We start from the raw sequence: 20,505 nt of genomic DNA on the forward strand, positions 1-20,505 counted from the left end.
CTGCGCCCTTGTGACACAAGCCCCGCTTGCCCGACCCTTCGCGCTCGGATAGAGGGCGCGCAACAGTTTTTGCCTTCTACCCAAGGACCCGAGATGGCTGCCCAATACGCCTACGTCATGAAGGACATGACGAAGACCTTCCCCGGCGCGCAGAAGCCGGTGCTGAGCAATATCAACCTGCAGTTCTATCAGGGCGCCAAGATCGGCATCGTCGGCCCGAACGGCGCCGGTAAATCGACCCTGATCAAGATCATGGCGGGGATCGACAAGGACTTCACCGGCGAAGCCTGGCCGGGCGAGAACATCACGGTGGGCTACCTCGAGCAGGAGCCGCAGCTCGACGAGAGCAAGACCGTGCTCGAAAACGTCAAGGACGGTGCGCGCGCGACGGCGGACATGGTCGAGCGTTTCAACCAGATCGGCATGGAGATGGCCGAGGAAGACGCCGACTTCGACGCGCTGGGCGCCGAAATGGCCGAACTGCAGGACAAGATCGACGCGGTCGATGGCTGGACGCTCGACAACCAGCTTGAAATCGCGATGGAAGCGCTGCGCTGCCCGCCGGGCGACTGGTCGGTGGCGAGCCTTTCGGGCGGTGAAAAGCGCCGCATCGCGCTGACCCGCCTGCTGATCCAGAAGCCGTCGATCCTGCTGCTCGACGAACCCACCAACCACCTCGACGCCGAATCCGTCGAATGGCTGGAAAACCACCTCAAGGACTATGCCGGCGCGGTGCTGATGATCACCCACGACCGCTACTTCCTTGACAACGTGGTGGGCTGGATCCTCGAACTCGACCGCGGAAAGTACTTCCCCTACGAGGGCAACTACTCGACCTACCTGGAAACCAAGGCCAAGCGCATGGCCCAGGAAGAGCGCGAGGAAAGCGGCAAGCAGAAGGCGCTGCAGCGCGAACTCGAGTGGATCCGCCAGACCCCGGCCGCGCGCCAGACCAAGTCCAAGGCGCGTATCCGCAAGTTCGAGGAACTGCAGAACGCGCAGGACAACCGTCCGGTCGGCAAGGCGCAGATCGTCATCCAGGTGCCCGAGCGCCTTGGCGGCAAGGTTATCGAGGTGAAGAACATCTCGAAGGCCTATGGGGACAAGCTGTTGTTCGAGGATCTGTCGTTCATGCTGCCGCCCGGTGGCATCGTCGGCGTGATCGGGCCGAACGGCGCGGGCAAGTCCACGCTGTTCAAGATCCTGACCGGCAAGGAAGTGCCCGATACCGGCTCGGTGGAAATCGGCTCGACCGTGCACCTGGGCTATGTCGACCAGAGCCGCGACGACCTGAACCCTGCCAACAACGTGTGGCAGGAAATCTCGGACGGCCTCGATTACATGAAGGTCAACGGGCAGGACATGTCGACGCGCGCCTATGTCGGCGCGTTCAACTTCAAGGGACCGGACCAGCAGAAGAACGTCGGCAAGCTTTCGGGCGGTGAGCGCAACCGCGTGCACATGGCCAAGATGCTGAAGGCCGGCGGCAACGTGCTGCTGCTCGACGAACCCACCAACGACCTCGACGTCGAAACGCTGGCCGCGCTGGAAGACGCGATCGAGAACTTTGCAGGGTGCGCCGTGGTCATCAGCCACGACCGCTTCTTCCTTGACCGTCTGGCAACGCACATCCTGGCATTCGAAGGCAACAGCCACGTTGAATGGTTTGAAGGCAACTTTGCCGCCTATGAAGAAGACAAGCGCCGCCGTCTGGGCGATGCTGCAGATCGACCGACCGCGCTGGCATATAAGAAGCTGACGCGCTGATAGCAGCGACAGGCTTACCGGACGCCCTGCCATCCTTCGTGGACGGCAGGGCGTTCTGGTTTGTGCTCAGCCCTTGCGGCGGAAGCGGAAGACAAGGGTTTCGGTCTTGCCGCCCTCGTTCACCTTGACCGAGGCGGTCATCGTGTTCTTGCCCGTGCGTTCGTAGACGAGACCGGAAAAGTCGAAACTGTCGCCCTTGCGCGCGGTCAGCGGGAAGGAGACGACCTTTTCCTTCTCTTCCCAGCCGGTGAGATCGGCATTGAAGTGCTTGAGGCGATAGCTGAGCGAGCCGCTCTCTTCGACGATGGTGATGAGTTCGTAGAACATCACCGTACCGTCCTTGTTCAACTGGCGGAAGTGGCCGACCATCTGACCACCAGCCGGGGGCGCATAGGCTTCGAGCGCGGGCGCGCCTTCGATGCCGTCACCTTCCCATGAGCCTTGCAGCCAGGCAATATCTGAAAGGCGCGCGGCGGGTGCAGCCGATACCATTGCGGGGACCGACAGGACTGCGATGAACACGAGAAAGAGCCGTATCATGTGCTTGACCTCCCTGTTTGCCTTTTATCCTGCCTCATGGTGCCAGCCATGTCCCCTGCCAGGGGGCTGAAGCATCATCGCGGGTGTAGCGCGCCCGCGCGCCGCCCTCGTGAGTCAGTTGCAGCCAATCGAGACTGCGGACCTCGATAAGCAGCACCGCGAAATGGGCGCGGCCCGCCACCGTTTCGGCGATGGTGGGAGAGCGATGCAGCAAGGCGGCAGGGATGGCAGATCCCGCCGCTGGCAGCGCGCCGCCCGGGCCGGTCTCGGCAAGGTAGCAGCGACGGCTGGACGCGGTGGCACGCTCCCACGCAGCGTTTGCGACCGGGCCCTCGCTTTCGATCCGCCCTTCCCCGCGCATCCGCAACTGGATGCGGGTTTCCGGATCATAGGCAAGGATGCTGACCGGCGCGCCGCTGCCAATGAGAACACACTTGGGGCTGCGCAAGTCGGTGTGGAAGCGCAAGGTGGCAAGATCGCCCGCAACTTCGCGCAGCACCATGATGCGCAAATCTCCGTCTGCCGTGCCGACGACCGGGGTGTGCATCGCGCTGCGGCGATTTCTGGCTGCTGCGGACAAGCGAACTACGGCATCCTCAAGCAATGACTCAAGCGTCAAACCCATTCAGTTTTCTCCAGCCGAAGATGAACGGGAGGCAGACAAGCCGGTTCAGGCATCGGACAGCGCGAATCGAATATTACGAATACATTAAGGCCGCGAAGGGTTTTCGAGGCCCATCTTCGGGAAAGGGTCGGCGACGATGTCCGGCAAGTCAATGTTGAGAAATAGTGCGCTGGCGGCCCTGGCCGTTGCGATGACCGCAGCGGCGATCCCATCGTCCGCGATGGCGCAGGAGCAGCAGCGCGAGGAGCGCGGCCGTGGCTGGCAGCGCAACGGCGGCGAGGCTCGTGGCCAGCAGCAGCGGCAGCAGGGTGAGCGCCAGGCCTGGCGCGGCCAGGCGGAAGCGCAGCGGCCGGCGATGCCGCCGCAGCAGCCACAAGTTCAGGCACAGCGTCCGGCCTGGAGCGGCAGCAGCCAGCAGGCTCAGGGTCGTCCTGATCGCCCGGCCTGGCAGGGCCGCAGCGAAGGTGCCCAGCGTGACTGGGGCCGCGCGCAGGGTCGTGACTGGCAGTCGGGCACTGTGAACCGCCCCGCACCGGAACAGCGCGCCGGAACGCCGGCTGTGCCACAGCGCGGCTGGGACGGCACGCGCTGGAACGGCACCAACCCGGGCAACCGCACGGTCGATCGCAATGACGGCCGCACGTGGAACCGCGATGGGCGGGACGGCAATCGTGACGGGCGTGATTGGAACCGTGACGGGCGCGACTGGAACCGCGATCGCAACGGCAGCTATGCCGACCGTGACCGCAACCGCGATTACCGCGACAACACCTGGCGCCGGGACAACACCTGGCGAGGCGACAGCAACTGGCGCGGCAACGATGTGCGCAATGGCTACCGTGGGGATTACCGGCGGTGGAGCAACGACTGGCGCCGCGACAATCGCTACAACTGGACCCAGTATCGCAGCGTGAATCGCGGGATCTATCGTTTGCCGCGCTACTACTCGCCGTACCGGAACTACAACTACAGCCGCCTGTCGATCGGGATCTTCCTGAACTCGGGGTTCTATGGCCAGAACTACTGGATCAACGATCCGTGGTCCTACCGCCTGCCGCCCGCCTATGGACCCTATCGCTGGGTACGCTACTGGGACGACGTCATGCTGGTGGACGTTTACTCGGGCGAAGTCGTGGACGTCATCTATGACTTCTTCTGGTAATCACAGCGACTGAAACAAAGGCCTCCGTTGCTCGGCGAGTGACGGAGGCCTTTTTGCATTTCGGGATGGTCAACATGGCAGCCGATGCTGCCCGCTCACGCGTCTCAGACCACGCCGGACGGGGCCGATCGCGACAGTTCGCCGAGGATGCGGCGCATCATTTCGTGGCCTTCCTGTGTAAGGCGAACGTAACGGCGGCGCGCGTCGGCGTTGTCGGCGATCCGGTAGATCAGCCCTTCCTTTTCGAGCCGCGCGATCCACCGCAGGATGGTGGTGGAAGGAACGCCGGCATCGAGACAGACGCTCGACACCTGTATTTCCATGCGACGACACTGTGCGATGTAAAGATCAAGCAGGATATCCCAGCCCGGTTCACCGAAAAGGGCCTTCATCTCCGATGCTTCGTCCCGCTTCCTGCGCAGGTTGTATAAAGCGACGGCCAGTCTTAGGCATTCCTGTTCGGTATCAGTATAGGCGTCCAAGGATCACTCCCTTCGGATCGCAGATAGTCGGCTTCATGGAAGAATGCCGGTCTTTAACCGATCGCCTGACGCCATGGACGTACGACTTTCGAGCATGGCTGACCTTCTGCGACCGCGTCTAAATTCACGCTGCTGCGTAGTTAATGGAATATTTCGTGGATTGCTTGATAAAATCGGCAGTTAGCCACCAATCCGGACCAAACGACCTGCCTTGCACGAAGTTCCGACTTGGAGCATCTGTTGATTTGATCATGACAATCTTCCGGAAAAAAACCGCATCTAATGCTGAGACCGTCGCCTTGCGGAAGGTCGGCGAAATAGTACGCACGCGCCTTTCGAATGATCCGGGCGTCTACAAGATTCCGGTCGAAGGGCTGGAAATATTTGGTGTGGCGCAGTTCTTCACTTCGGCTGAGTGCACGCGACTGATCGAGATCGTGGATGCCGTGGCGCGGCCTTCGCCGACCTACAAGGGCACAGACGCGACGGGGCGGACCAGCTACACCGGCGATGTCGATCCTGACGACCCGTTCGTGCTGATGCTGCAGAGGCGGATCGACGATCTGATGGGCATCGACCCGGCCTTTGGCGAGACGATCCAGGGCCAGCGTTATGCGCCGGGCCAAGAGTTTCGCGGACATTACGATCACTTCCTTCCGAGCCAGCATTTCTGGGAGGCGGAACAAAGACGTGGTGGCCAGCGTAGCTGGACTGCTATGGCCTATCTCAATGAAGTGGAAGAAGGCGGGACGACCGACTTCACCCGCGTCGATCTCTCCATTCCGCCCCAGCCGGGCGCGCTGCTGATCTGGAACAACATGAAGCCCGACGGGACCCCCAATCCAAATGCCATGCATGCCGGCATGCCGGTGGTGCGAGGCACGAAGTATGTCCTGACAAAGTGGTACCGGGCGCGGCCATGGAGCTGACGCGCCGGATAGAGCGGGACGCGCCGGTCCGTCTCGTCGCGGGGCGCGGGCTGTTCACGCTGGCCGCGATGCTGGCCTTGCCCCTGGCCGGTTTTGCCGAGGTCGCCCCTGCCCGCAGCGCATCGGATTCAAGCACCGCGGCACCCATGGCCCGGATAGATCAGCCGGCTGGCAGCGTAACGGCTCCCCCTGCGCGCCTGCCAGCAAATGCCGCGCTCGACCGCTTGTTTGCCGACGATACCAGACTGGCGCTGGCGCTCGATCCGCTGGCAGCGCTGCAACAGGGGCAACGGGTCAGCGCCGCGCAATTCTCCCGGTTGTTCACGCCCGAACTTGCCATGGCCCGGCGCGAGGCCAACATGCGCGTCCTGCAGCAGTTGCGCGCCATCGACCCGGCGAGGCTGGACGATGGGCATCGCATATCGCGCGCCGTGCTCGAGGACGCCAAGCTTGCGGAACAGGCCCTTCTTGCGCCCGGCAACCAGGCGCTCACCGAAGTGCAGCCGTTCAATCACTTCGGCGGATTTCACGTTTCCTATCCGGAACTGTCCTCACCCGGCAGCGGCATAGCGCTCGAGAATGTGGCTGATTACGAGGCGCTGATTGCCCGCCATCGCGCCCTGCCCCGCGTGTTTGCCCAAGCCGTCGACCGGTTCCGCGAGGGCGCGGCCAGCGGCGCGACCGAGCCTCGTCTCACTGTCGACAACATGATCGTCCAGATCGATGCGCTGTTGGCACAGCCGCTCGAGAAATCGCCGTTCATGGCCGCGGCACGGTCCTTTCCGGCTGCGGTGCCCGAGCGCGAGCGGGTGCGGCTTCGCCGCGAACTGGCCGACGCGACGCGGCAGGACGTCTATCCCGCCTACCGCAACCTGCGGCGCTTCCTGGCCAGCGAATACCGGCCCGCCGCTCGCGAGACCCTGGGTCTTTCATCCCTTCCGGGGGGCGAGGCGCTGTATCGCGATCTGGTGCGGTACAACACGACCCTCGATCTCGACCCCGCCAACGTGCACGAACTTGGCCTTGGCGAAGTGGCGCGGATCAAGGGGGAGATGGAGCAGGTCAAGGGCGAACTCGGCTTCGACGGCCCCTTGCGCAACTTCTTCGACTACATTCGCAAGGAACCCCGCTTTCACCCGCGCAGCGAGGAAGAGTTGGCACAAGGTTTCCGGTCGGTCGGAAACAAGGTAGAAGCGCTGGCGCCGCGCTATTTCCTGCATCTGCCGAAGACGCCACTGCAGATCCAGCCGTACCCGGCCTATCGCGCAAAGTTCGAAGCCGGCGGGAGCTACGCGCAAGGTTCGCCCGATGCGCGCCAGCCGGGCACATTCTTCTTCAACACCTATGACCTGAAGAGCCGTTTCCTGACCGGCATCGCCACGCTCTATTTGCACGAAGGCGCGCCGGGGCATCATTTCCAGATCAGCCTCGCCCAGGAGAATGCGGCGCTTCCCGATTTCCAGCGGTTCGGGGGCAACACGGCCTATATCGAAGGCTGGGCGCTCTATGCCGAGACACTGGGCTATGACATGGGGTTCTACAAGGACCCGATGCAGCACTGGGGAACGCTGGACGACGAGATGCTGCGCGCCATGCGGCTGGTGGTCGATACTGGCCTCCACACCAAGCTCTGGAGCCGCGAACAGGCGATGGACTACATGCTGGCGAATTCCGGCATGGGCCGCAGCGATGCCGAGGCCGAGGTCGACCGTTATGTCGCCAATCCCGGGCAGGCACTTTCCTACAAGATTGGCGCGCTTACGATCCAGCGCCTGCGCAAGGAAGCGGAAGAAAGGCTCGGGCGAAAGTTCGACATCCGCGCCTTTCATGATCAGGTGCTGGGCAGCGGGGCCTTGCCGATGAAGGTGCTGGAAGGCAAGGTGCGCGGATGGATCGCCGCTGTCCGCTAGGGGTGCGCGTCCACCGGGGGACTTGATGATCAGCTATTTCGTGGCGGCACTGCCGCACTTTCTGGCCTATTTCGGCGGCGCAGTCGCGCTGGCAGTGGCCTTTCTGTTCCTCTACGCCAAAGCGACGCCGCACCGTGAATTTGCCCTGATACGCGAGGGCAACGCGGCGGCGGCAACGCAACTGTGCGGGACATTTCTCGGCTTTGCCATTCCGGTGGCAGTGGTGACGGCCAACGCGGCAAGCCTTGCCGACATGCTGCTGTGGAGCGCGCTTGCAGGCCTCGTCCAGTTGCTGGTTTTCGTGGTGATTGCCCGCTTCCTGTTTCGCGCCATATCCGACCGCATCACCGAAGGGTGCGTGGCATCGGGCCAGTTCGTCGGGGGCATGAGCCTCGGCGTCGGCATCCTGCAAGCCGCCTGCATGGTGCCCTGAGCGATGAAGAAGCAGCTTGTGCTCACCACCGCGATGGCCGCAACGCTGGCCGGTTGTTCTGGCGGCAATGACTGGGACGACGGCGTTGTGGCGGACCGCGATACCGCAGTCTGCGTCGATCAGGACGGTCGTCGCATCCGTGACGAAAATTGCCGCAATGACACGCGCATCGGCCGCCCTGGCAGTTCGTTCTTCTGGTACTACGTCGGCCGCGGCAGCCGGGTGCCCTATTATGGCGATCCTGTCCGCGATCCCAGCTACGGCTTCAGGGGAAGCTACTTTCCGACCAAGGACGCGACTTATGCGCAAGCTCCGGCAAGCGCCAACATGGTGCGCAGCAAGCCGGTTGCGCGCGGCGGCTTCGGTTCGAAAGGCAGGTTCTTTGGCGGCAGCTGGTCCTGAACCTTGCGCCGGCTGACGCTTGATCCGCGCCCGCAGTGGCAGGCGAAAGTCGCAGAACTGGGCTTGCTCTGGCACAGTGATGCCGACGGCCCGTATTGGGACGAAAGCGCCGCGTACGCCTTCAGCATGGCGCAGATCGACGTGATCGAGGACGCAACCGAAGCTGTGCATCGCCTCTATGTGGAGGCCGCAGAAACGATTGTGCGCGACGACTTGCTGATGGCATCGTGCGGCATTCCCTCAGCATGGCTTAGGCCGGTGCGCGAAGCGTGGAAGCGACGCTCGCTGGCGCTGGATTTCGGGCGGTTCGACTTTGCATGGGACGGAACGGGCGCGCCGAAGTTGCTCGAGTACAACTGCGACACGCCGACCTCGCTGCTGGAAACATCGATCATCCAGTGGTTCTGGAAGGAAGACGTCTTCCCGCAAGCCGACCAGCTCAACAGCTTGCACGAGAAACTGCTGGCCCGTTGGGAAGCGATTGGCGCATCGCTGCCGGGACGGCGCGTGTGGTTCAGCCATGTTGCCGACGAGGCCCATGAAGACACGATGACCACGACCTATCTGCGCGATCTGGCGGGGCAGACGGGACTGGAAACTTTCGGCCTGCTGATCGACCAGATCGGGATCGATGCGGAAGGGCGCATTCTCGATCAGGACGATTACGTCATTTCCGCCCTGTTCAAGCTCTATCCCTGGGAGTGGCTTGTCGCCGAGGAATTCGGTGCAGCCATCCTGCCGCGGCTGCACGAGACCGTGTGGCTGGAGCCGGCATGGAAGATGCTATGGAGCAACAAGGCGGTGCTGGCGGTCTTGTGGGACCTGTTTCCCGGACACCCCAATCTGCTGCCGGCCTCGTTCGACCCGACCGCCGTCGGGCCGGACTATGTGGCCAAGCCGGTGCTTGCGCGCGAAGGCGCGAATATCGAGGTCGTCAGCCATGGCGAAGTGCTGGCGCGATCGGAAGGGAACTACGACGCAAGCCGCATGATGTTTCAGGAGCGCTATCCGCTCAAGGATTTCGGGCGCGGGTATCCGGTGCTGGGAAGCTGGATAGTTGCGGGCGAGGCTGCCGGGCTTGGCATCCGCGAGGATGGCCTGATTACCGGCAACCGCGCCCGCTTTGTTCCTCACATCATCGAGGGCTGAGGCGAAATCAGCCGAGCGCCTCGGCAATCAGCTTGCGCGAGTTGGCAACGCCGTAGAGCGCGATGAAGCTGCCCATGCGCGGGCCGGCACTGGAGCCGAGCAGGGTTTCATAAAGCGCCTTGAACCAGTCCCGCAGATTCTCGAAGCCGAAGTCGGGGTTCTTCCCGATCTCGTATACGATGTTCTGCAGGTCTTCGGCGGTGGCGTCTTCCGCCACACCGGCAAGCGCCTGATCGAGGGCTGCGAGCGCCTTTGCCTCGTTCGCTTCGGGCTTGCGGCGCTGCAGCGTGGGAGCGATGAAATCGCGGTTGTAGGCAAGCGCGCGGGTGACCAGACCGTCGAGCGCGGGATGTGCGGCTGGGTCGGCATTCTCGACATAGTTGCCGAGGTAGGACCAGACCTGATCGCGCGTGGCCTGCGCGCCGAGCACGCCGACGAGGTTGAGCAGGAGGCCGTAGGTGACCGGAAGCTTGTCGCCCTCGCCCTGCGCCGGACCGTTGGTGCGAAGCAGGTGCCAGACCGGGTTGCCGAGTTGCTGTTCGACGGGCTGCGTCGGAATCTTCTCGCGGAACTGCCAGTATTCGTCGACCGCGCGGGGGATGATCCCGACGTGTAGCGACTTGGCGCTCTTGGGTTCACGGAACAGGTAGAAACCGAGGCTTTCCTCGCTGCCGTATTCCAGCCACTGCTCGATCGTCAGGCCATTGCCCTTGGACTTCGAGATCTTCTCGCCCTTCTCGTCGAGGAAAAGCTCGTAGATCAGGCCTTCAGGACGCTGCCCGCCGAGCACGCGGGCGATCTTGCCCGACTGCGTGACGCTGTCGGTAAGGTCCTTGCCGCACATCTCGTAATCGACGCCCAATGCGACCCAGCGCATCGCCCAGTCGACCTTCCATTGCAGCTTTGACCAGCCGCCGAGGATGGTGTGCTCGACCGTCTCGCCGTTGCTGTCGATGAAGCGGACGATACCGGCTTCGGCATCGACGACTTCAACCGGCACCTGCAGCACTTCGCCGGTGGGGGGCGAGACCGGCAGGACCGGCGAGTAGGTCTTGCGGCGTTCCTCGCGCAGCGTGGGGAGCATGATGTCCATGATCGCCTGCCAGTTGCGCAGCACGCCCTTGAGCGCATCGTCGAACGCGCCGGAATTGTAGCGATCGGAAGCCGAGACAAACTCGTAATCGAAGCCGAAGCGATCAAGGAAATCGCGCAGCATCGCATTGTTGTGGTGAGCGAAGCTTTCGAACTTTTCGAACGGATCGGGAATGCGGCTCAGCGGATGGCCAAGGTGCGCTTCGAGAACGGCCTTGTTGGGCACGTTGTCGGGCACCTTCCGCAGGCCGTCCATGTCGTCGGAAAAGGCGACGAGGCGCGTGGGGTGGCCACCTGTCAGCACTTCATAGGCGCGACGCACGAAAGTGGTGCGCAGGACTTCCTGGAACGTGCCGATGTGCGGCAGGCCCGATGGGCCGTAGCCGGTTTCGAACAGCACCGGCACAAGCTGCCCGGAAGCATCGCGTTTGCCGCCAGGAAACCGCTTGATGAGCTTGCGGGCTTCCTCGAATGGCCAAGCCTTGGAGGTCTGGGCGGCGGTGCTGATTGCGTCTGTCATGGTGCCCGCCCTTTTGCGCGCGAGGATCGCTTGCGCAAGTGAAAAGGGGGCAATGGACCGCAAACCGAAAGGGCGGACGCCACGCTCACGCGACGTCCGCCCTTCCGTGGAGGCTTCTGAGGGAGGCTTACTTCAGAAGCGAGAGCACGTTCTGCTGGGCCTGGTTGGCCTGTGCGATCATCGCGGTCGATGCCTGCGAAAGGATCTGGGCCTTGGCCATGGCGGTGGTTTCCGCCGAATAGTCGGTATCGAGAATGCGCGACCGCGCATCCGAAAGATTGGTGATGTTGTCGTTGAGGTTGTTGATCACCGATTCAAGACGGTTCTGACCGGCACCGAGCAGCGAACGGGCGCCCGAGATCGAGTCCAGTTCGGTGTCCAGCGTGCCGAGCAAGGTGTTGGCGTTGGTCGCAGTCGAGACATCGTAAGAGCCGGCAGCACCGCCCGAAGCTTGCAGCGTGGTGAGGTCGGCGATCTCAAGGACGACCTGGTCCGAAGAGTCCGAGCCGGCCTGGATCGTGATCGAGGTGACGCTGCCATCGAACAGCTGAACGCCGTTGAAATTGGTGTTGGTGATGATCTGATCGACCTGGGCGGTGAGCTGGTCAACTTCGCTCTGCATGTAGACGCGGTCAGTACCATCCTGGTAGGTTCCCGAAGCTGACTGCACCGCGAGTTCGCGGATGCGCTGCAGCATCGCGGTCACCTCGTTGAGCGCACCGTCTGCGGTCTGGGCAAGGCTGATGCCGTCGTTCGAGTTGCGGACGCCCTGACCCATGCCCTTGATCTGCGAGGTCATGGTAGTGCTGATGGCGAGGCCTGCGGCGTCGTCCTTGGCGCCATTGATGCGCTTGCCGGTCGAGAGTCGCTCCATCGCCGTGCCCAGCATCTTGTTGGCCGTATTCGAAGCATTCGTAGCGCGTACCGCGCTGATATTCGTGTTGATGACTGCCATTTCCCATTCTCCACTATGGGCCGAAGCAAGGGTGCGGATGCTTCGGTATCGGTTCCCGGCAAGAAGGACGGCGGACAGCGACCAGCTTTAAGGGGTCTGGTGAATCCCGGTTAAAGGTGTGCCTTTCGGCGTGATGCAGGGTTGCCCGGTGTTCCATTCCTGTTCTAACGCTGACGGGTGACGGAGCGCCCCGCCCTTAGCCTTCCAGCGATTCATGCAAGCCATGGCGGATGCTGGCTGCGCGATGGCTTTGCCACGCGTGGCCTCGGCAAGGGCGAGGCGATCGTGGCGGCGGCCGATACGCCGCTGTTGATGCTCAATGCGCCGCTCGTGGCAAGCCGTCTGGGCTATCCCGACCTGTCAGGGCTGGATCTGCTGGAGCTATTCGCGTTCGTCCACCCTGCTCGCTTCATGGTGCCGACGCCCAAGGGCCTTGCCCACGCGCTCGGCCTGGACGAGCCTGCCGGCGACGACAAGGTGCCGCAGCTTTTGCAGGAGGCGGCCGAAGCGCTGCTCGGCACCTGCGAACGTGCCGACTGGTCCGAGCGCGAGGGGGCATGGACAGCGCTGCAATCGCTGGTGCGGATGCGCTGGCCCTGGGCGACGCTGCTCACCCCGCGCATCAGGAAGCCGGAGCGGGCAGAGCGCTGGCTGTTTGCGAAACTTCCGGAGTGGGAAGAGACAGCCGAGCGCCCGCAACCGGCGCAAGTGGTGCTGGGCGAAACGGCCGTTGTCTCGCGCCTGGCCGAACTGACCGGCGCCGGGGCGGAGGCGCGACCGACGCAGCAGGACTATGCGCGCGAGGCTTCGCGGATGTTTGCGCCGCGACAAGGACAGGGCCAGCCACATGTCGTGCTGGCGCAGGCAGGCACGGGCACGGGCAAGACCTTCGGCTATCTCGCGCCGTCCTCGCTTTGGGCAGAGCAATCGGGCGGGACGGTGTGGGTCTCGACGTATACCAAGGCGCTGCAGCGGCAATTGCGGCGCGAGAGCCGGCGCGCATTCCCCGCCTCGCGCAATGGCAAGCCACCGGTGGTGGTGCGCAAGGGACGTGAGAACTACCTGTGCCTGCTCAATCTGGAAGACGCGCTGCAGGGCGGATTTGCCGGGCGCGCGGCAATTCTGGCGCAACTGGTGGCGCGGTGGGCGGCCTACTCGCAGGACGGCGACATGATCGGCGGTGACCTGCCGGGCTGGCTGGGCACGCTGTTCCGCAAGCGCGGGATCGCGGCGCTGACCGACCAGCGCGGCGAGTGCGTCTATGCCGGGTGCCCGCATTACCGGAAGTGCTTCATCGAACGCGCATCGCGGGCCTCGGCCGATGCGGAACTGGTGATCGCCAATCATGCGCTGGTCATGGTCAATGCCGCGCGCGGGCGGGACGCTGCGCAGCGGCCAACGCGCATTGTGTTCGACGAAGGCCACCATGTGTTCGAGGCGGCGGATTCGACATTCTCGGCAGCGTTGACGGGTGCGGATACGATCGAACTCAGGCGCTGGGTGATCGGGCCTGAGGGCAAGTCACGCGGACGGCGCCGCGGGCTTTCGGCGCGGCTGGCGGATGTTGCGAGCTACGACGAGGAAGGCGAGCGCGCGATTACGCAAGCACGCGAGGCGGCAGAGTCCCTCCCCTCGGAAGGCTGGCTGGCGCGGGTGGTGGAAGGCACGCCTTCAGGTCCGCTGGAGGAACTGCTGAGCGCGGCACGGGCGCTGGCCTATGCGCGCGACGAGAGCGGCGGGCAGGAAGCGGGCTACGGGCTCGAGACCGAGATCGCGCAGCTGGAAGGTGGGTTCATCGAGGTGGCGGGCCAGGCGCAGGAGGCCTTGGAGGCGCTGCGCAAGCCACTGGTGCGGCTGGGTTTGCGGCTCGAGGCGATTGTCGAGGATGGGCCGGACTGGCTCGATGGCCCGGCACGGGCGCGGATCGAAGGCGCGCGCAGTGCGATCGGCTGGCGCAGCGATCTCATTGCAGGATGGATCGCGCTGCTGGCGCGGCTGGGTGGTCCCGGCGATCCCGATTTCGTCGACTGGATCGCGGTGGAGCGTTCGGACGGGCGCGAGTGGGACGTAGGCCTGCACCGCCATTACCTCGATCCGATGAAGCCCTTTGCCAACGCGGTGCTGGCGCCTTCGCACGGGGTCATGATGACGTCTGCCACGCTGCGGGATGGCGATGACTGGCAGAGCGCGGTGGAGCGCAGCGGGGCGCCGCATCTGGACATTGCCCCGCGGCTTTTCAGTGCGGAAAGTCCGTTCGACTATGCCTCGCAAGCCGAAGTTCTGATCGTGACCGACGTGCCCAAGGGCGATATTCCGGCGCTGGCTGCTGCCTATGGGAGGCTGATCGAGGCGGCGGGCGGCGGGGCGCTGGGGCTGTTTACCGCGATCCGCCGGCTGCGCGCGGTGTATGGCCGGATTGCCGACCGGCTGGCGCGTGGCGGACTGCCGCTGTTCGCGCAGCATGTCGATCCGATCGACACAGGTACGCTGGTCGACATCTTCCGCGACGATCCGCGCGCCTCGCTGCTGGGCACCGATGCCTTGCGCGACGGGGTGGACGTTCCGGGAGATTCGCTGCGGCTCGTGGTGATGGAGCAGGTGCCCTGGCCCAAGCCTTCGATCCTGCACCGCGCGCGCAGATTGGCAGGCGGCGGATCGGCTTACGACGACAGGATCATCCGGGCGCGGCTGGCACAGGCCTTCGGGCGACTGATCCGCTCAGGCACGGACAAGGGGCACTTCGTGGTGCTGTCTTCGGCCTTCCCTTCCCGGCTGCTCTCGGCCTTTCCGGCGGGCACGCCGATCCGGCGCGTGACGCTCGATGTGGCTTTACAAAGTGTCAGCAGCAGTGTTTCTGGGCGAGAGGATGCGCCTGCCACGCCGCGCGAGGAAGGGATTTCGTGAAGACACTCGCCCTGTTCCGTCATGCAAAATCGGACTGGAGCGATGCGCGCGCGCGGGATTTTGACCGCCCCTTGAACGAGCGTGGCAAGCGCGGCGCGCGGGCTATGGGCGAATACATTCGCGATACCGGACGCACGTTTGACCGCATGATCGCGAGCCCCGCCGTGCGCGCGGCCGAGACGGTCGAGGAAAGCAGCAAGGCGTGGAAGTGCACGTTCAAGATCGAATGGGACCGGCGGATCTACCTCGCCAGTTCGGCCACGCTCATCGACCTTCTCAAGGAATTGTCCGGCGATCCCAAGAGCGTGCTGATGATCGGGCACAATCCGGGGCTGGAAGACCTGATCTTCGACCTGGTGCCCGATGACGGGTCCAGCCCCTTGCGCGAAGTGGTGGAAGAGAAATTCCCGACCGCGACCTTTGCGGTGATGGAACTTGATGTGGACGACTGGGCCGACGTGACCGAGGGTTGCGCGCGGCTGGTGGAGATCAAGCGGCCGCGGGATCTGGACCCGACGTTGGGGCCGGTGTTGGTGGATTGAGCGGCGTGATGCCTTCAAGTCATGTCGGCGCACCTGCGGCGATACTTCAGTTCCCTAATGCCTGGGTAGATCAGTGGACGAGCACGACGACACAGACTTCGGAGACGAAGTGGAGTGGGATCAAGAGTTTGCCAGCGAACTAATAGGCCAGACCCTGTTGGTGGGCATAACCTTCGTCGACCCCGAGGGCCAGCTTGTGCGCAGACAACAAGTTTTCGGAACCGTGACTGCCGTTGAGGAAGGTTCCGGAATTACCATCGTGCAGGAGCACGGCGGCGAGCCTTTTGTGATCGCGCCGATCCTGAGTGCAACCGAATATGCAGTGCCTGGAGCATACCAGCTTTCTGACGCTGATATCGCAGTAGAGGATCCCCATTTCACGGCATTGTTTACGGTGACGTCACCCCACAGGCATTGGCGTCCATCATCAGCAGAGGTGCTGTTCCTGATCAAGCTGCACTATCCAACTGGCGACACTGCCAATCTTGCAGAAAAGCCCGGTTCGGTTTCGAACTCGGGGCGGCCACGAAAAGTCGACGATGGCAGTCGACGCCTATTCTTCCAACGCCGCAGCCAGCCGGTTGCGGATGGATTGGAGGTACGCCAGCAGCGGCGCGGCGGCTTGATTTTCCGGCGCGATTGGCGCGGGTTCAGGCATTGGCACCGCAGTTGCCGCGCGCCCCTTCTTCCCCCGCAGCGCCTGCCTTGCGCCCTTGATCGTGAAGCCTTCCTTGTGAAGGAGGCGGTGGATCTCGGTGATGAGGGCGACGTCTTCAGGACGATAATAGCGGCGGCCGCCCGCTCGGGTGAGCGGGCGGAGCGTGGGAAATTGCTCTTCCCAATAGCGCAGGACGTGCTGGCGGATGCCGAGCGCCTTGGCCACTTCGCCGATAGTGCGGAAAGCGCCCGGGTCCTTGCCATCGGCTGGGACGTCCGCAGGGCGGTCGTCCGGAGCCGATCCGGCATCTGGAAGTTCGGGTTCGCTCATCCGTTAACGATCAGCCCTGGCCGATGCGGTCCTTCAGCATCTGGCTGGCGCGGAAGGTCAGGACGCGGCGCGGCGTGATCGGCACTTCGACCCCGGTCTTCGGATTGCGGCCGATCCTTTCGGCCTTGTCACGCAGCAGGAAGGTGCCGAAACCGGAAATCTTCACGTTCTCGCCATCGGAGAGCGCGTTGCACATGTGCTGAAGAATGGATTCGACCATCTCCAGCGAATCTGCGCGAGACAGGCCAACGCGCCGGTTGATGCTTTCAGCCAGATCCGCGCGGGTCAGTGTACCTACGGAACGCATCCTTAAATTCCCCCCAGAAGTCAGAAAACGCCAAGAGGCAGGACAATAACGCTGATTCTGCGGAACGCAATGCAATGCGTTGCCTGCAAAGGATAAGATCGGACCGAAGCGGGACGGAACGTTTTACGGGGCCGCCGGACGGCTCCAGGCGAGGCAAGCTTCAGATGCGTGCGAGGCTGGCGCCCCAGGTGAAGCCGCCGCCCATGGCCTCGAACATCACGAGGTCACCCTTCTTGATGCGCCCATCGCGCACGGCAACGTCGAATGCCAGAGGCACTGACGCGGCGCTTGTGTTGGCGTGCCGATCAACCGTGACGACGACCTTTTCAGCCGGCAGGTCGAGCTTGCGTGCCGTGGCGTCGAGAATGCGGAAGTTGGCCTGGTGCGGGACGACCCAATCGATCTCGGCAGCGTCATGCCCCGAAGTTTCAAGCACTTCACGCAGAACATTGGCGAGATTGGTCACGGCGTGACGGAAGACTTCGCGGCCCTTCATGCGGACCTTGCCAATCGTGCCGGTGGTGGAAACGCCGCCATCGACATAGAGCAGTTCGTTATGCGCTCCGTCGGCATGGAGGCGCGAGGCAATTACGCCGGGTGCTTTCGGATCGTTCTCGTCAACGTCTTGCGCTTCAAGCACGATCGCGCCGGCACCATCTCCGAAAAGCACGCACGTCGTGCGGTCATCCCAGTCGAGAATCTTGCTGAAGGTTTCCGCGCCGATCACCAGCGCGCACTTGGCCATGCCGGTGCGGATCATCGAATCCGCCGTGGCCAAGGCATAGAGGAAGCCGGAGCAGACCGCCGCGACGTCGAACGCGATGCCGCCATTGCAACCGAGATTGTGCTGAACGATCGTCGCGGTAGCCGGAAACGTCTGGTCGGGCGTGGCGGTAGCCAATACTATGAGATCGACCTTGGATGCCTCGATGCCGGCGGCTGCGAGGGCGCGACGAGCAGCCTCGGTGGCAAGCGTCGAGGTGGTTTCCCCTTCCCCGGCAATGTAGCGTTGGCGGATGCCGGTCCTCTCGATGATCCATTCGTCGGTCGTATCGACCATCTGCGCCATTTCGGCATTGGTGACGCAGCGCTGCGGCAGGGCCGATCCGCTGCCGCGAATGATCGCGCGTGTCGTCATGCCGCGTCCTCACCGGTTTCGGCCTGGGCCTTGGCCCGCGAACTGCGGCCGGAAGTCCGAATGGTCTCGGCGCCGAGACGCGCGAGATCGGCTTCAATACGCTCGGTCAGGTTTTCCTCCAGCAGGCGGGCGGTGACCGCAACGGCATTGGCCACGCCGAGCGCCGAGGCGCTGCCATGGCTCTTCACGACGACGCCGTTGAGGCCGAGGAAGACCGCGCCGTTGTGGTTGTTGGGATCGAGGTGGTGCTTGAGCAGCTCGGTTGCCGGGCGCGAGATCAGGAAGCCGAACTTCGATCGAAGCGACGAGGAAAAGCTGCGGCGCAGCAGGTCTGCCACGAAACGGGCTGCCCCTTCCATCGATTTCAGTGCGATGTTGCCGGAAAAGCCATCGGTAACCACGACATCGCAATCGCCACGCGAGAGCTTGTCCGCTTCGGTGAAACCATCGAAGCTGAGTGCCAGATCGCCTGCCAAAGCCTTGAGCTGGTTGGCGGCGTCGCGCAGGGAATCGGTACCCTTGGTCTCTTCGGTGCCGATGTTGAGCAGCCGGACGCGCGGGGATTCGAGTCCATTGACGATGCGGGCATAGGCGGCGCCCATGATCGCGAACTGGACCAGATTGCGCGCATCGCAATCGGTGTTGGCGCCGAGATCGAGCATGATCAGGTCATGCTCGCCCAGAGTCGGCAGCAAGGCCGAGAGCGCGGGACGATCGATGCCGGGCATCGTGCGCAGCGCAAGCTTGGCCATGGCCATGAGCGCGCCGGTATTGCCCGCGCTGACGGCAGCCCCGGCATGGCCCTGTTTCACCGCATTGATTGCCAACCCCATCGATGTGGTCTTGGCGCGGCGAAGGGCCTGCGTCGGCTTCTCGTCGCCCGAAACGACATCGGGCGCGTGGAGAATTTCCGAAGCTTCGCGAAGATTGGGGTGGCTTTCGAGGGCCTGCTTGATGTGGCCCTCGTCACCAACGAGGAGGAACTTGAATCGGTCATGGCGACGACGGGCAAGCGCCGCGCCTTCAACCATCACGCGCACACCCTCATCGCCGCCCATCGCATCGACGGCGATACGCGGCAGACTCATGTCCTCAGTCCCCCGTTTTGAGGCTTAGAGCCCGACGGCGATGACTTCGCGACCGTTGTAGTGACCGCAAGCGTTGCACAGGTTGTGCGGGCGCTTGAGTTCACCGCAGTTGGAGCATTCGTGGAACGCTTCGACGCTGAGCGCGTCATGGCTGCGGCGCATGCCCCGGCGTGAGGGCGAAGTCTTTCTTTTAGGGACGGCCATCTCGGCACCTGTTCTTAGAATTGCGTAGTTTTGTTGCGGGCGCGATAGGGAAAACCGACCCTTCGCACAAGCCCTGTTTGCGGCAGGACCGGTACGCGGCGAGAACGCCAGACGGACACGGGATTCGCCAATCGCTGGGCGAAGGCGCGCCTATACGGATTTTCTGGTGCTTTGCAAGCGCGCCCGCGCTAGCCTTTGCCGCGGGCGCCGGGATCGGGGTCCGCAAGAGAGGGGATAATCAAAGGCATGACGATACTGCCAATAACGCTGTGTGCGGCTGCGGCTGCAGCGGCAATCAACATCTGGCTATCCATTCGCTGCGGCATGGTCCGCACTGCCAAGAAGATCAGCATCGGTGACGGCGGCGACATGGAACTGATCGCGCGGATGCGGGCGCAGGCCAATTTCGTCGAGAACACGCCGGTGGTGCTGGTGCTTCTTGCAGCGGTGGAACTGGCGCGGACCGGCAATCCCTGGCTGATGGGCGTGGCGGCTGTCTACATGCTGGGCCGCGTGGCGCACGGCATCGGCATGGACGGCGGCCCGCTCGGCTTCCTGCGCACAGCAGGCACCCTGACGACGATGCTCACGCAGCTTGCGCTGGGGGTGTGGGCCGTATCGATCGCACTGGATATGTAAGGACAACAGCCCCTCCCGCTACGGGAGGGGCTGTCGCTCAGCTCAACGCATAATCGCTGACATAGGCGTTGGTCTGCCGCTCCCGCCCGAATGTGCTGTTGGGGCCGTGGCCGGGCACGAAGGTGACGTCGTTGCCAAGCGGCCAGAGCTTCTGCGTGATCGAATCGATCAGATCCTGATGATTGCCCATGGGAAAGTCGGTCCGACCGATCGAACCCTGGAACAGCACGTCGCCGACGATCGCCACCTGCGTTGGCGCGTGGTGGAACACGACATGGCCCGGGGTGTGACCGGGGCAATGAATCACGTCGAGTTCGACCTCGCCCACGGTGACCTTGTCGCCATCGTTGAGCCAGCGGGTGGGCTCGAAAACCTCGGCGGGAATGCCCCAACGCTGCGAATCTTCATCGAGTTGCGCAATCCAGAACCGGTCGGCTTCCTGAGGGCCTTCGATCGGCACGCCAAGTTCACGCGCGAAAATCCCGACGCTGCCGCAGTGGTCGAGATGACCGTGCGTGACGAGCAGCTTTTCGATGGTGACGCCTGTCACCTCGATCGCCTTGCGCAGCTTGTCGAGATCGCCGCCGGCATCGATGAAAGCACCGCGCATGGTCTTGGTGCACCAGACCAGCGTACAGTTCTGCTGAAGCGGCGTGACGGGGATGATCGCGACCTTGAAGGGCGGTTCGGCAGTAGGCTGGGTCATGCCGCTGAGATGGCGTGTGGGCG

At 63.6% G+C, this 20,505-nt stretch carries 21 protein-coding genes; 10 read left to right on the forward strand and 11 right to left on the reverse strand.

The features are described 5' to 3' along the window. Positions 1 to 93: 93 nt before the first annotated feature. Positions 94 to 1,767 (forward strand): energy-dependent translational throttle protein EttA, encoded by a 1,674-nt coding sequence (gene ettA / locus B9A23_RS15585; protein WP_084280020.1) that lies wholly within the window; start codon positions 94 to 96, stop codon positions 1,765 to 1,767. Positions 1,768 to 1,833: 66 nt separating this feature from the next. Here the strand turns inward: ettA and B9A23_RS15590 are convergent, their stop codons facing one another. Both B9A23_RS15590 and B9A23_RS15595 read right to left on the reverse strand, forming a co-directional pair. After that, entirely contained in the window at positions 1,834 to 2,307 is a 474-nt protein-coding gene (locus B9A23_RS15590; protein ID WP_139797506.1) for a DUF6265 family protein, read from the reverse strand. Between the two features lie 34 nt (positions 2,308 to 2,341). After that, the gene (locus B9A23_RS15595) at positions 2,342 to 2,932 is read right to left on the reverse strand and encodes a hypothetical protein (protein WP_084280022.1); all 591 of its coding nucleotides are present in this window, start codon (positions 2,930 to 2,932) and stop codon (positions 2,342 to 2,344) included. Between the two features lie 136 nt (positions 2,933 to 3,068). Between B9A23_RS15595 and B9A23_RS15600 the strand changes: the two genes are divergently transcribed. After that, a complete protein-coding gene (locus tag B9A23_RS15600; RefSeq protein WP_254895147.1) occupies positions 3,069 to 4,094 on the forward strand; it encodes an RcnB family protein in 1,026 nt (341 codons plus the stop codon). 104 nt (positions 4,095 to 4,198) lie between these two features. Here the strand turns inward: B9A23_RS15600 and B9A23_RS15605 are convergent, their stop codons facing one another. Continuing rightward, positions 4,199 to 4,576, reverse strand: a complete 378-nt coding sequence (locus B9A23_RS15605) for a MarR family transcriptional regulator (protein ID WP_084280023.1) — start codon at positions 4,574 to 4,576, stop codon at positions 4,199 to 4,201. A gap of 299 nt (positions 4,577 to 4,875) precedes the next feature. Between B9A23_RS15605 and B9A23_RS15610 the strand changes: the two genes are divergently transcribed. The 5 genes from B9A23_RS15610 to B9A23_RS15630 are packed head-to-tail and all read left to right on the forward strand — an operon-like array spanning position 4,876 to position 9,399. Beyond that, positions 4,876 to 5,505 (forward strand): prolyl hydroxylase family protein, encoded by a 630-nt coding sequence (locus tag B9A23_RS15610; RefSeq protein WP_254895148.1) that lies wholly within the window; start codon positions 4,876 to 4,878, stop codon positions 5,503 to 5,505. Beyond that, on the forward strand, positions 5,496 to 7,415 hold the full coding sequence (locus tag B9A23_RS15615) for a DUF885 domain-containing protein (protein ID WP_084280076.1): 1,920 nt from the start codon (positions 5,496 to 5,498) through the stop codon (positions 7,413 to 7,415). Before B9A23_RS15610 ends, B9A23_RS15615 begins: the two co-directional genes overlap by 10 nt. 25 nt (positions 7,416 to 7,440) lie before the next feature. Then, positions 7,441 to 7,848: a DUF350 domain-containing protein gene (locus tag B9A23_RS15620; protein WP_084280024.1), complete on the forward strand. Its 408-nt coding sequence runs from the start codon at positions 7,441 to 7,443 to the stop codon at positions 7,846 to 7,848. A gap of 3 nt (positions 7,849 to 7,851) precedes the next feature. Further along, complete coding sequence (locus B9A23_RS15625) at positions 7,852 to 8,250, forward strand: hypothetical protein (RefSeq protein WP_084280025.1); 399 nt, start codon at positions 7,852 to 7,854, stop codon at positions 8,248 to 8,250. Positions 8,251 to 8,253: 3 nt separating this feature from the next. Next, complete coding sequence (locus B9A23_RS15630; protein WP_084280026.1) at positions 8,254 to 9,399, forward strand: glutathionylspermidine synthase family protein; 1,146 nt, start codon at positions 8,254 to 8,256, stop codon at positions 9,397 to 9,399. Positions 9,400 to 9,406: 7 nt separating this feature from the next. Here the strand turns inward: B9A23_RS15630 and B9A23_RS15635 are convergent, their stop codons facing one another. Then, on the reverse strand, positions 9,407 to 11,011 hold the full coding sequence (locus B9A23_RS15635) for a lysine--tRNA ligase (protein ID WP_084280027.1): 1,605 nt from the start codon (positions 11,009 to 11,011) through the stop codon (positions 9,407 to 9,409). A gap of 127 nt (positions 11,012 to 11,138) precedes the next feature. Further along, complete coding sequence (locus B9A23_RS15640; RefSeq protein WP_084280028.1) at positions 11,139 to 11,966, reverse strand: flagellin N-terminal helical domain-containing protein; 828 nt, start codon at positions 11,964 to 11,966, stop codon at positions 11,139 to 11,141. A 177-nt stretch (positions 11,967 to 12,143) separates the two neighbouring features. Between B9A23_RS15640 and B9A23_RS15645 the strand changes: the two genes are divergently transcribed. Together B9A23_RS15645 and B9A23_RS15650 are read left to right on the forward strand one after the other, a co-directional pair. Next, the gene (locus tag B9A23_RS15645; RefSeq protein ID WP_084280029.1) at positions 12,144 to 14,870 is read left to right on the forward strand and encodes an ATP-dependent DNA helicase; all 2,727 of its coding nucleotides are present in this window, start codon (positions 12,144 to 12,146) and stop codon (positions 14,868 to 14,870) included. Further along, positions 14,867 to 15,412: a SixA phosphatase family protein gene (locus B9A23_RS15650; RefSeq protein WP_039331447.1), complete on the forward strand. Its 546-nt coding sequence runs from the start codon at positions 14,867 to 14,869 to the stop codon at positions 15,410 to 15,412. The genes B9A23_RS15645 and B9A23_RS15650 overlap by 4 nt, the downstream gene beginning before the upstream one ends. 553 nt (positions 15,413 to 15,965) lie before the next feature. On the opposite strand, the gene B9A23_RS15660 is transcribed toward B9A23_RS15650, so the two are convergent. The 5 genes from B9A23_RS15660 to rpmF form a co-directional block, all read right to left on the reverse strand. Then, positions 15,966 to 16,400, reverse strand: coding sequence for a MerR family transcriptional regulator (locus B9A23_RS15660; protein WP_084280031.1), 435 nt, complete (start codon positions 16,398 to 16,400; stop codon positions 15,966 to 15,968). A gap of 10 nt (positions 16,401 to 16,410) precedes the next feature. Continuing rightward, positions 16,411 to 16,707 carry an integration host factor subunit alpha gene (locus tag B9A23_RS15665; RefSeq protein WP_084280032.1) on the reverse strand — a complete coding sequence of 99 codons (297 nt, stop codon included), beginning with the start codon at positions 16,705 to 16,707 and terminating at the stop codon, positions 16,411 to 16,413. Between the two features lie 160 nt (positions 16,708 to 16,867). Then, positions 16,868 to 17,845 carry a beta-ketoacyl-ACP synthase III gene (locus B9A23_RS15670; protein WP_084280033.1) on the reverse strand — a complete coding sequence of 326 codons (978 nt, stop codon included), beginning with the start codon at positions 17,843 to 17,845 and terminating at the stop codon, positions 16,868 to 16,870. Further along, positions 17,842 to 18,933 carry a phosphate acyltransferase PlsX gene (plsX, locus tag B9A23_RS15675; RefSeq protein WP_084280034.1) on the reverse strand — a complete coding sequence of 364 codons (1,092 nt, stop codon included), beginning with the start codon at positions 18,931 to 18,933 and terminating at the stop codon, positions 17,842 to 17,844. Before plsX ends, B9A23_RS15670 begins: the two co-directional genes overlap by 4 nt. 24 nt (positions 18,934 to 18,957) lie before the next feature. After that, positions 18,958 to 19,137, reverse strand: a complete 180-nt coding sequence (rpmF, locus tag B9A23_RS15680; protein ID WP_039331452.1) for a 50S ribosomal protein L32 — start codon at positions 19,135 to 19,137, stop codon at positions 18,958 to 18,960. Positions 19,138 to 19,383: 246 nt separating this feature from the next. Between rpmF and B9A23_RS15685 the strand changes: the two genes are divergently transcribed. Then, complete coding sequence (locus tag B9A23_RS15685; protein WP_084280035.1) at positions 19,384 to 19,776, forward strand: MAPEG family protein; 393 nt, start codon at positions 19,384 to 19,386, stop codon at positions 19,774 to 19,776. Between the two features lie 37 nt (positions 19,777 to 19,813). On the opposite strand, the gene B9A23_RS15690 is transcribed toward B9A23_RS15685, so the two are convergent. Next, complete coding sequence (locus tag B9A23_RS15690) at positions 19,814 to 20,482, reverse strand: MBL fold metallo-hydrolase (RefSeq protein WP_084280036.1); 669 nt, start codon at positions 20,480 to 20,482, stop codon at positions 19,814 to 19,816. Between the last annotated feature and the right edge of the window lie 23 nt (positions 20,483 to 20,505).

The organism is Novosphingobium sp. B1, assembly GCF_900176395.1.
In the GTDB taxonomy this organism is placed as follows: Bacteria; Pseudomonadota; Alphaproteobacteria; order Sphingomonadales; family Sphingomonadaceae; genus Novosphingobium.

Excerpts from the sequence above, each read along its gene's own strand:
- ettA (WP_084280020.1), top strand. The coding sequence starts at position 94 with ATGGCTGCCCAATACGCCTACGTCATGAAGGACATGACGAAGACCTTC.
- B9A23_RS15590 (WP_139797506.1), bottom strand. The coding sequence starts at position 2,307 with ATGATACGGCTCTTTCTCGTGTTCATCGCAGTCCTGTCGGTCCCCGCA.
- B9A23_RS15595 (WP_084280022.1), bottom strand. The coding sequence starts at position 2,932 with ATGGGTTTGACGCTTGAGTCATTGCTTGAGGATGCCGTAGTTCGCTTG.
- B9A23_RS15600 (WP_254895147.1), top strand. The coding sequence starts at position 3,069 with ATGTCCGGCAAGTCAATGTTGAGAAATAGTGCGCTGGCGGCCCTGGCC.
- B9A23_RS15615 (WP_084280076.1), top strand. The coding sequence starts at position 5,496 with ATGGAGCTGACGCGCCGGATAGAGCGGGACGCGCCGGTCCGTCTCGTC.
- B9A23_RS15620 (WP_084280024.1), top strand. The coding sequence starts at position 7,441 with ATGATCAGCTATTTCGTGGCGGCACTGCCGCACTTTCTGGCCTATTTC.
- B9A23_RS15625 (WP_084280025.1), top strand. The coding sequence starts at position 7,852 with ATGAAGAAGCAGCTTGTGCTCACCACCGCGATGGCCGCAACGCTGGCC.
- B9A23_RS15635 (WP_084280027.1), bottom strand. The coding sequence starts at position 11,011 with ATGACAGACGCAATCAGCACCGCCGCCCAGACCTCCAAGGCTTGGCCA.
- B9A23_RS15640 (WP_084280028.1), bottom strand. The coding sequence starts at position 11,966 with ATGGCAGTCATCAACACGAATATCAGCGCGGTACGCGCTACGAATGCT.
- B9A23_RS15660 (WP_084280031.1), bottom strand. The coding sequence starts at position 16,400 with ATGAGCGAACCCGAACTTCCAGATGCCGGATCGGCTCCGGACGACCGC.
- B9A23_RS15665 (WP_084280032.1), bottom strand. The coding sequence starts at position 16,707 with ATGCGTTCCGTAGGTACACTGACCCGCGCGGATCTGGCTGAAAGCATC.
- B9A23_RS15670 (WP_084280033.1), bottom strand. The coding sequence starts at position 17,845 with ATGACGACACGCGCGATCATTCGCGGCAGCGGATCGGCCCTGCCGCAG.
- plsX (WP_084280034.1), bottom strand. The coding sequence starts at position 18,933 with ATGAGTCTGCCGCGTATCGCCGTCGATGCGATGGGCGGCGATGAGGGT.
- rpmF (WP_039331452.1), bottom strand. The coding sequence starts at position 19,137 with ATGGCCGTCCCTAAAAGAAAGACTTCGCCCTCACGCCGGGGCATGCGC.
- B9A23_RS15685 (WP_084280035.1), top strand. The coding sequence starts at position 19,384 with ATGACGATACTGCCAATAACGCTGTGTGCGGCTGCGGCTGCAGCGGCA.
- B9A23_RS15690 (WP_084280036.1), bottom strand. The coding sequence starts at position 20,482 with ATGACCCAGCCTACTGCCGAACCGCCCTTCAAGGTCGCGATCATCCCC.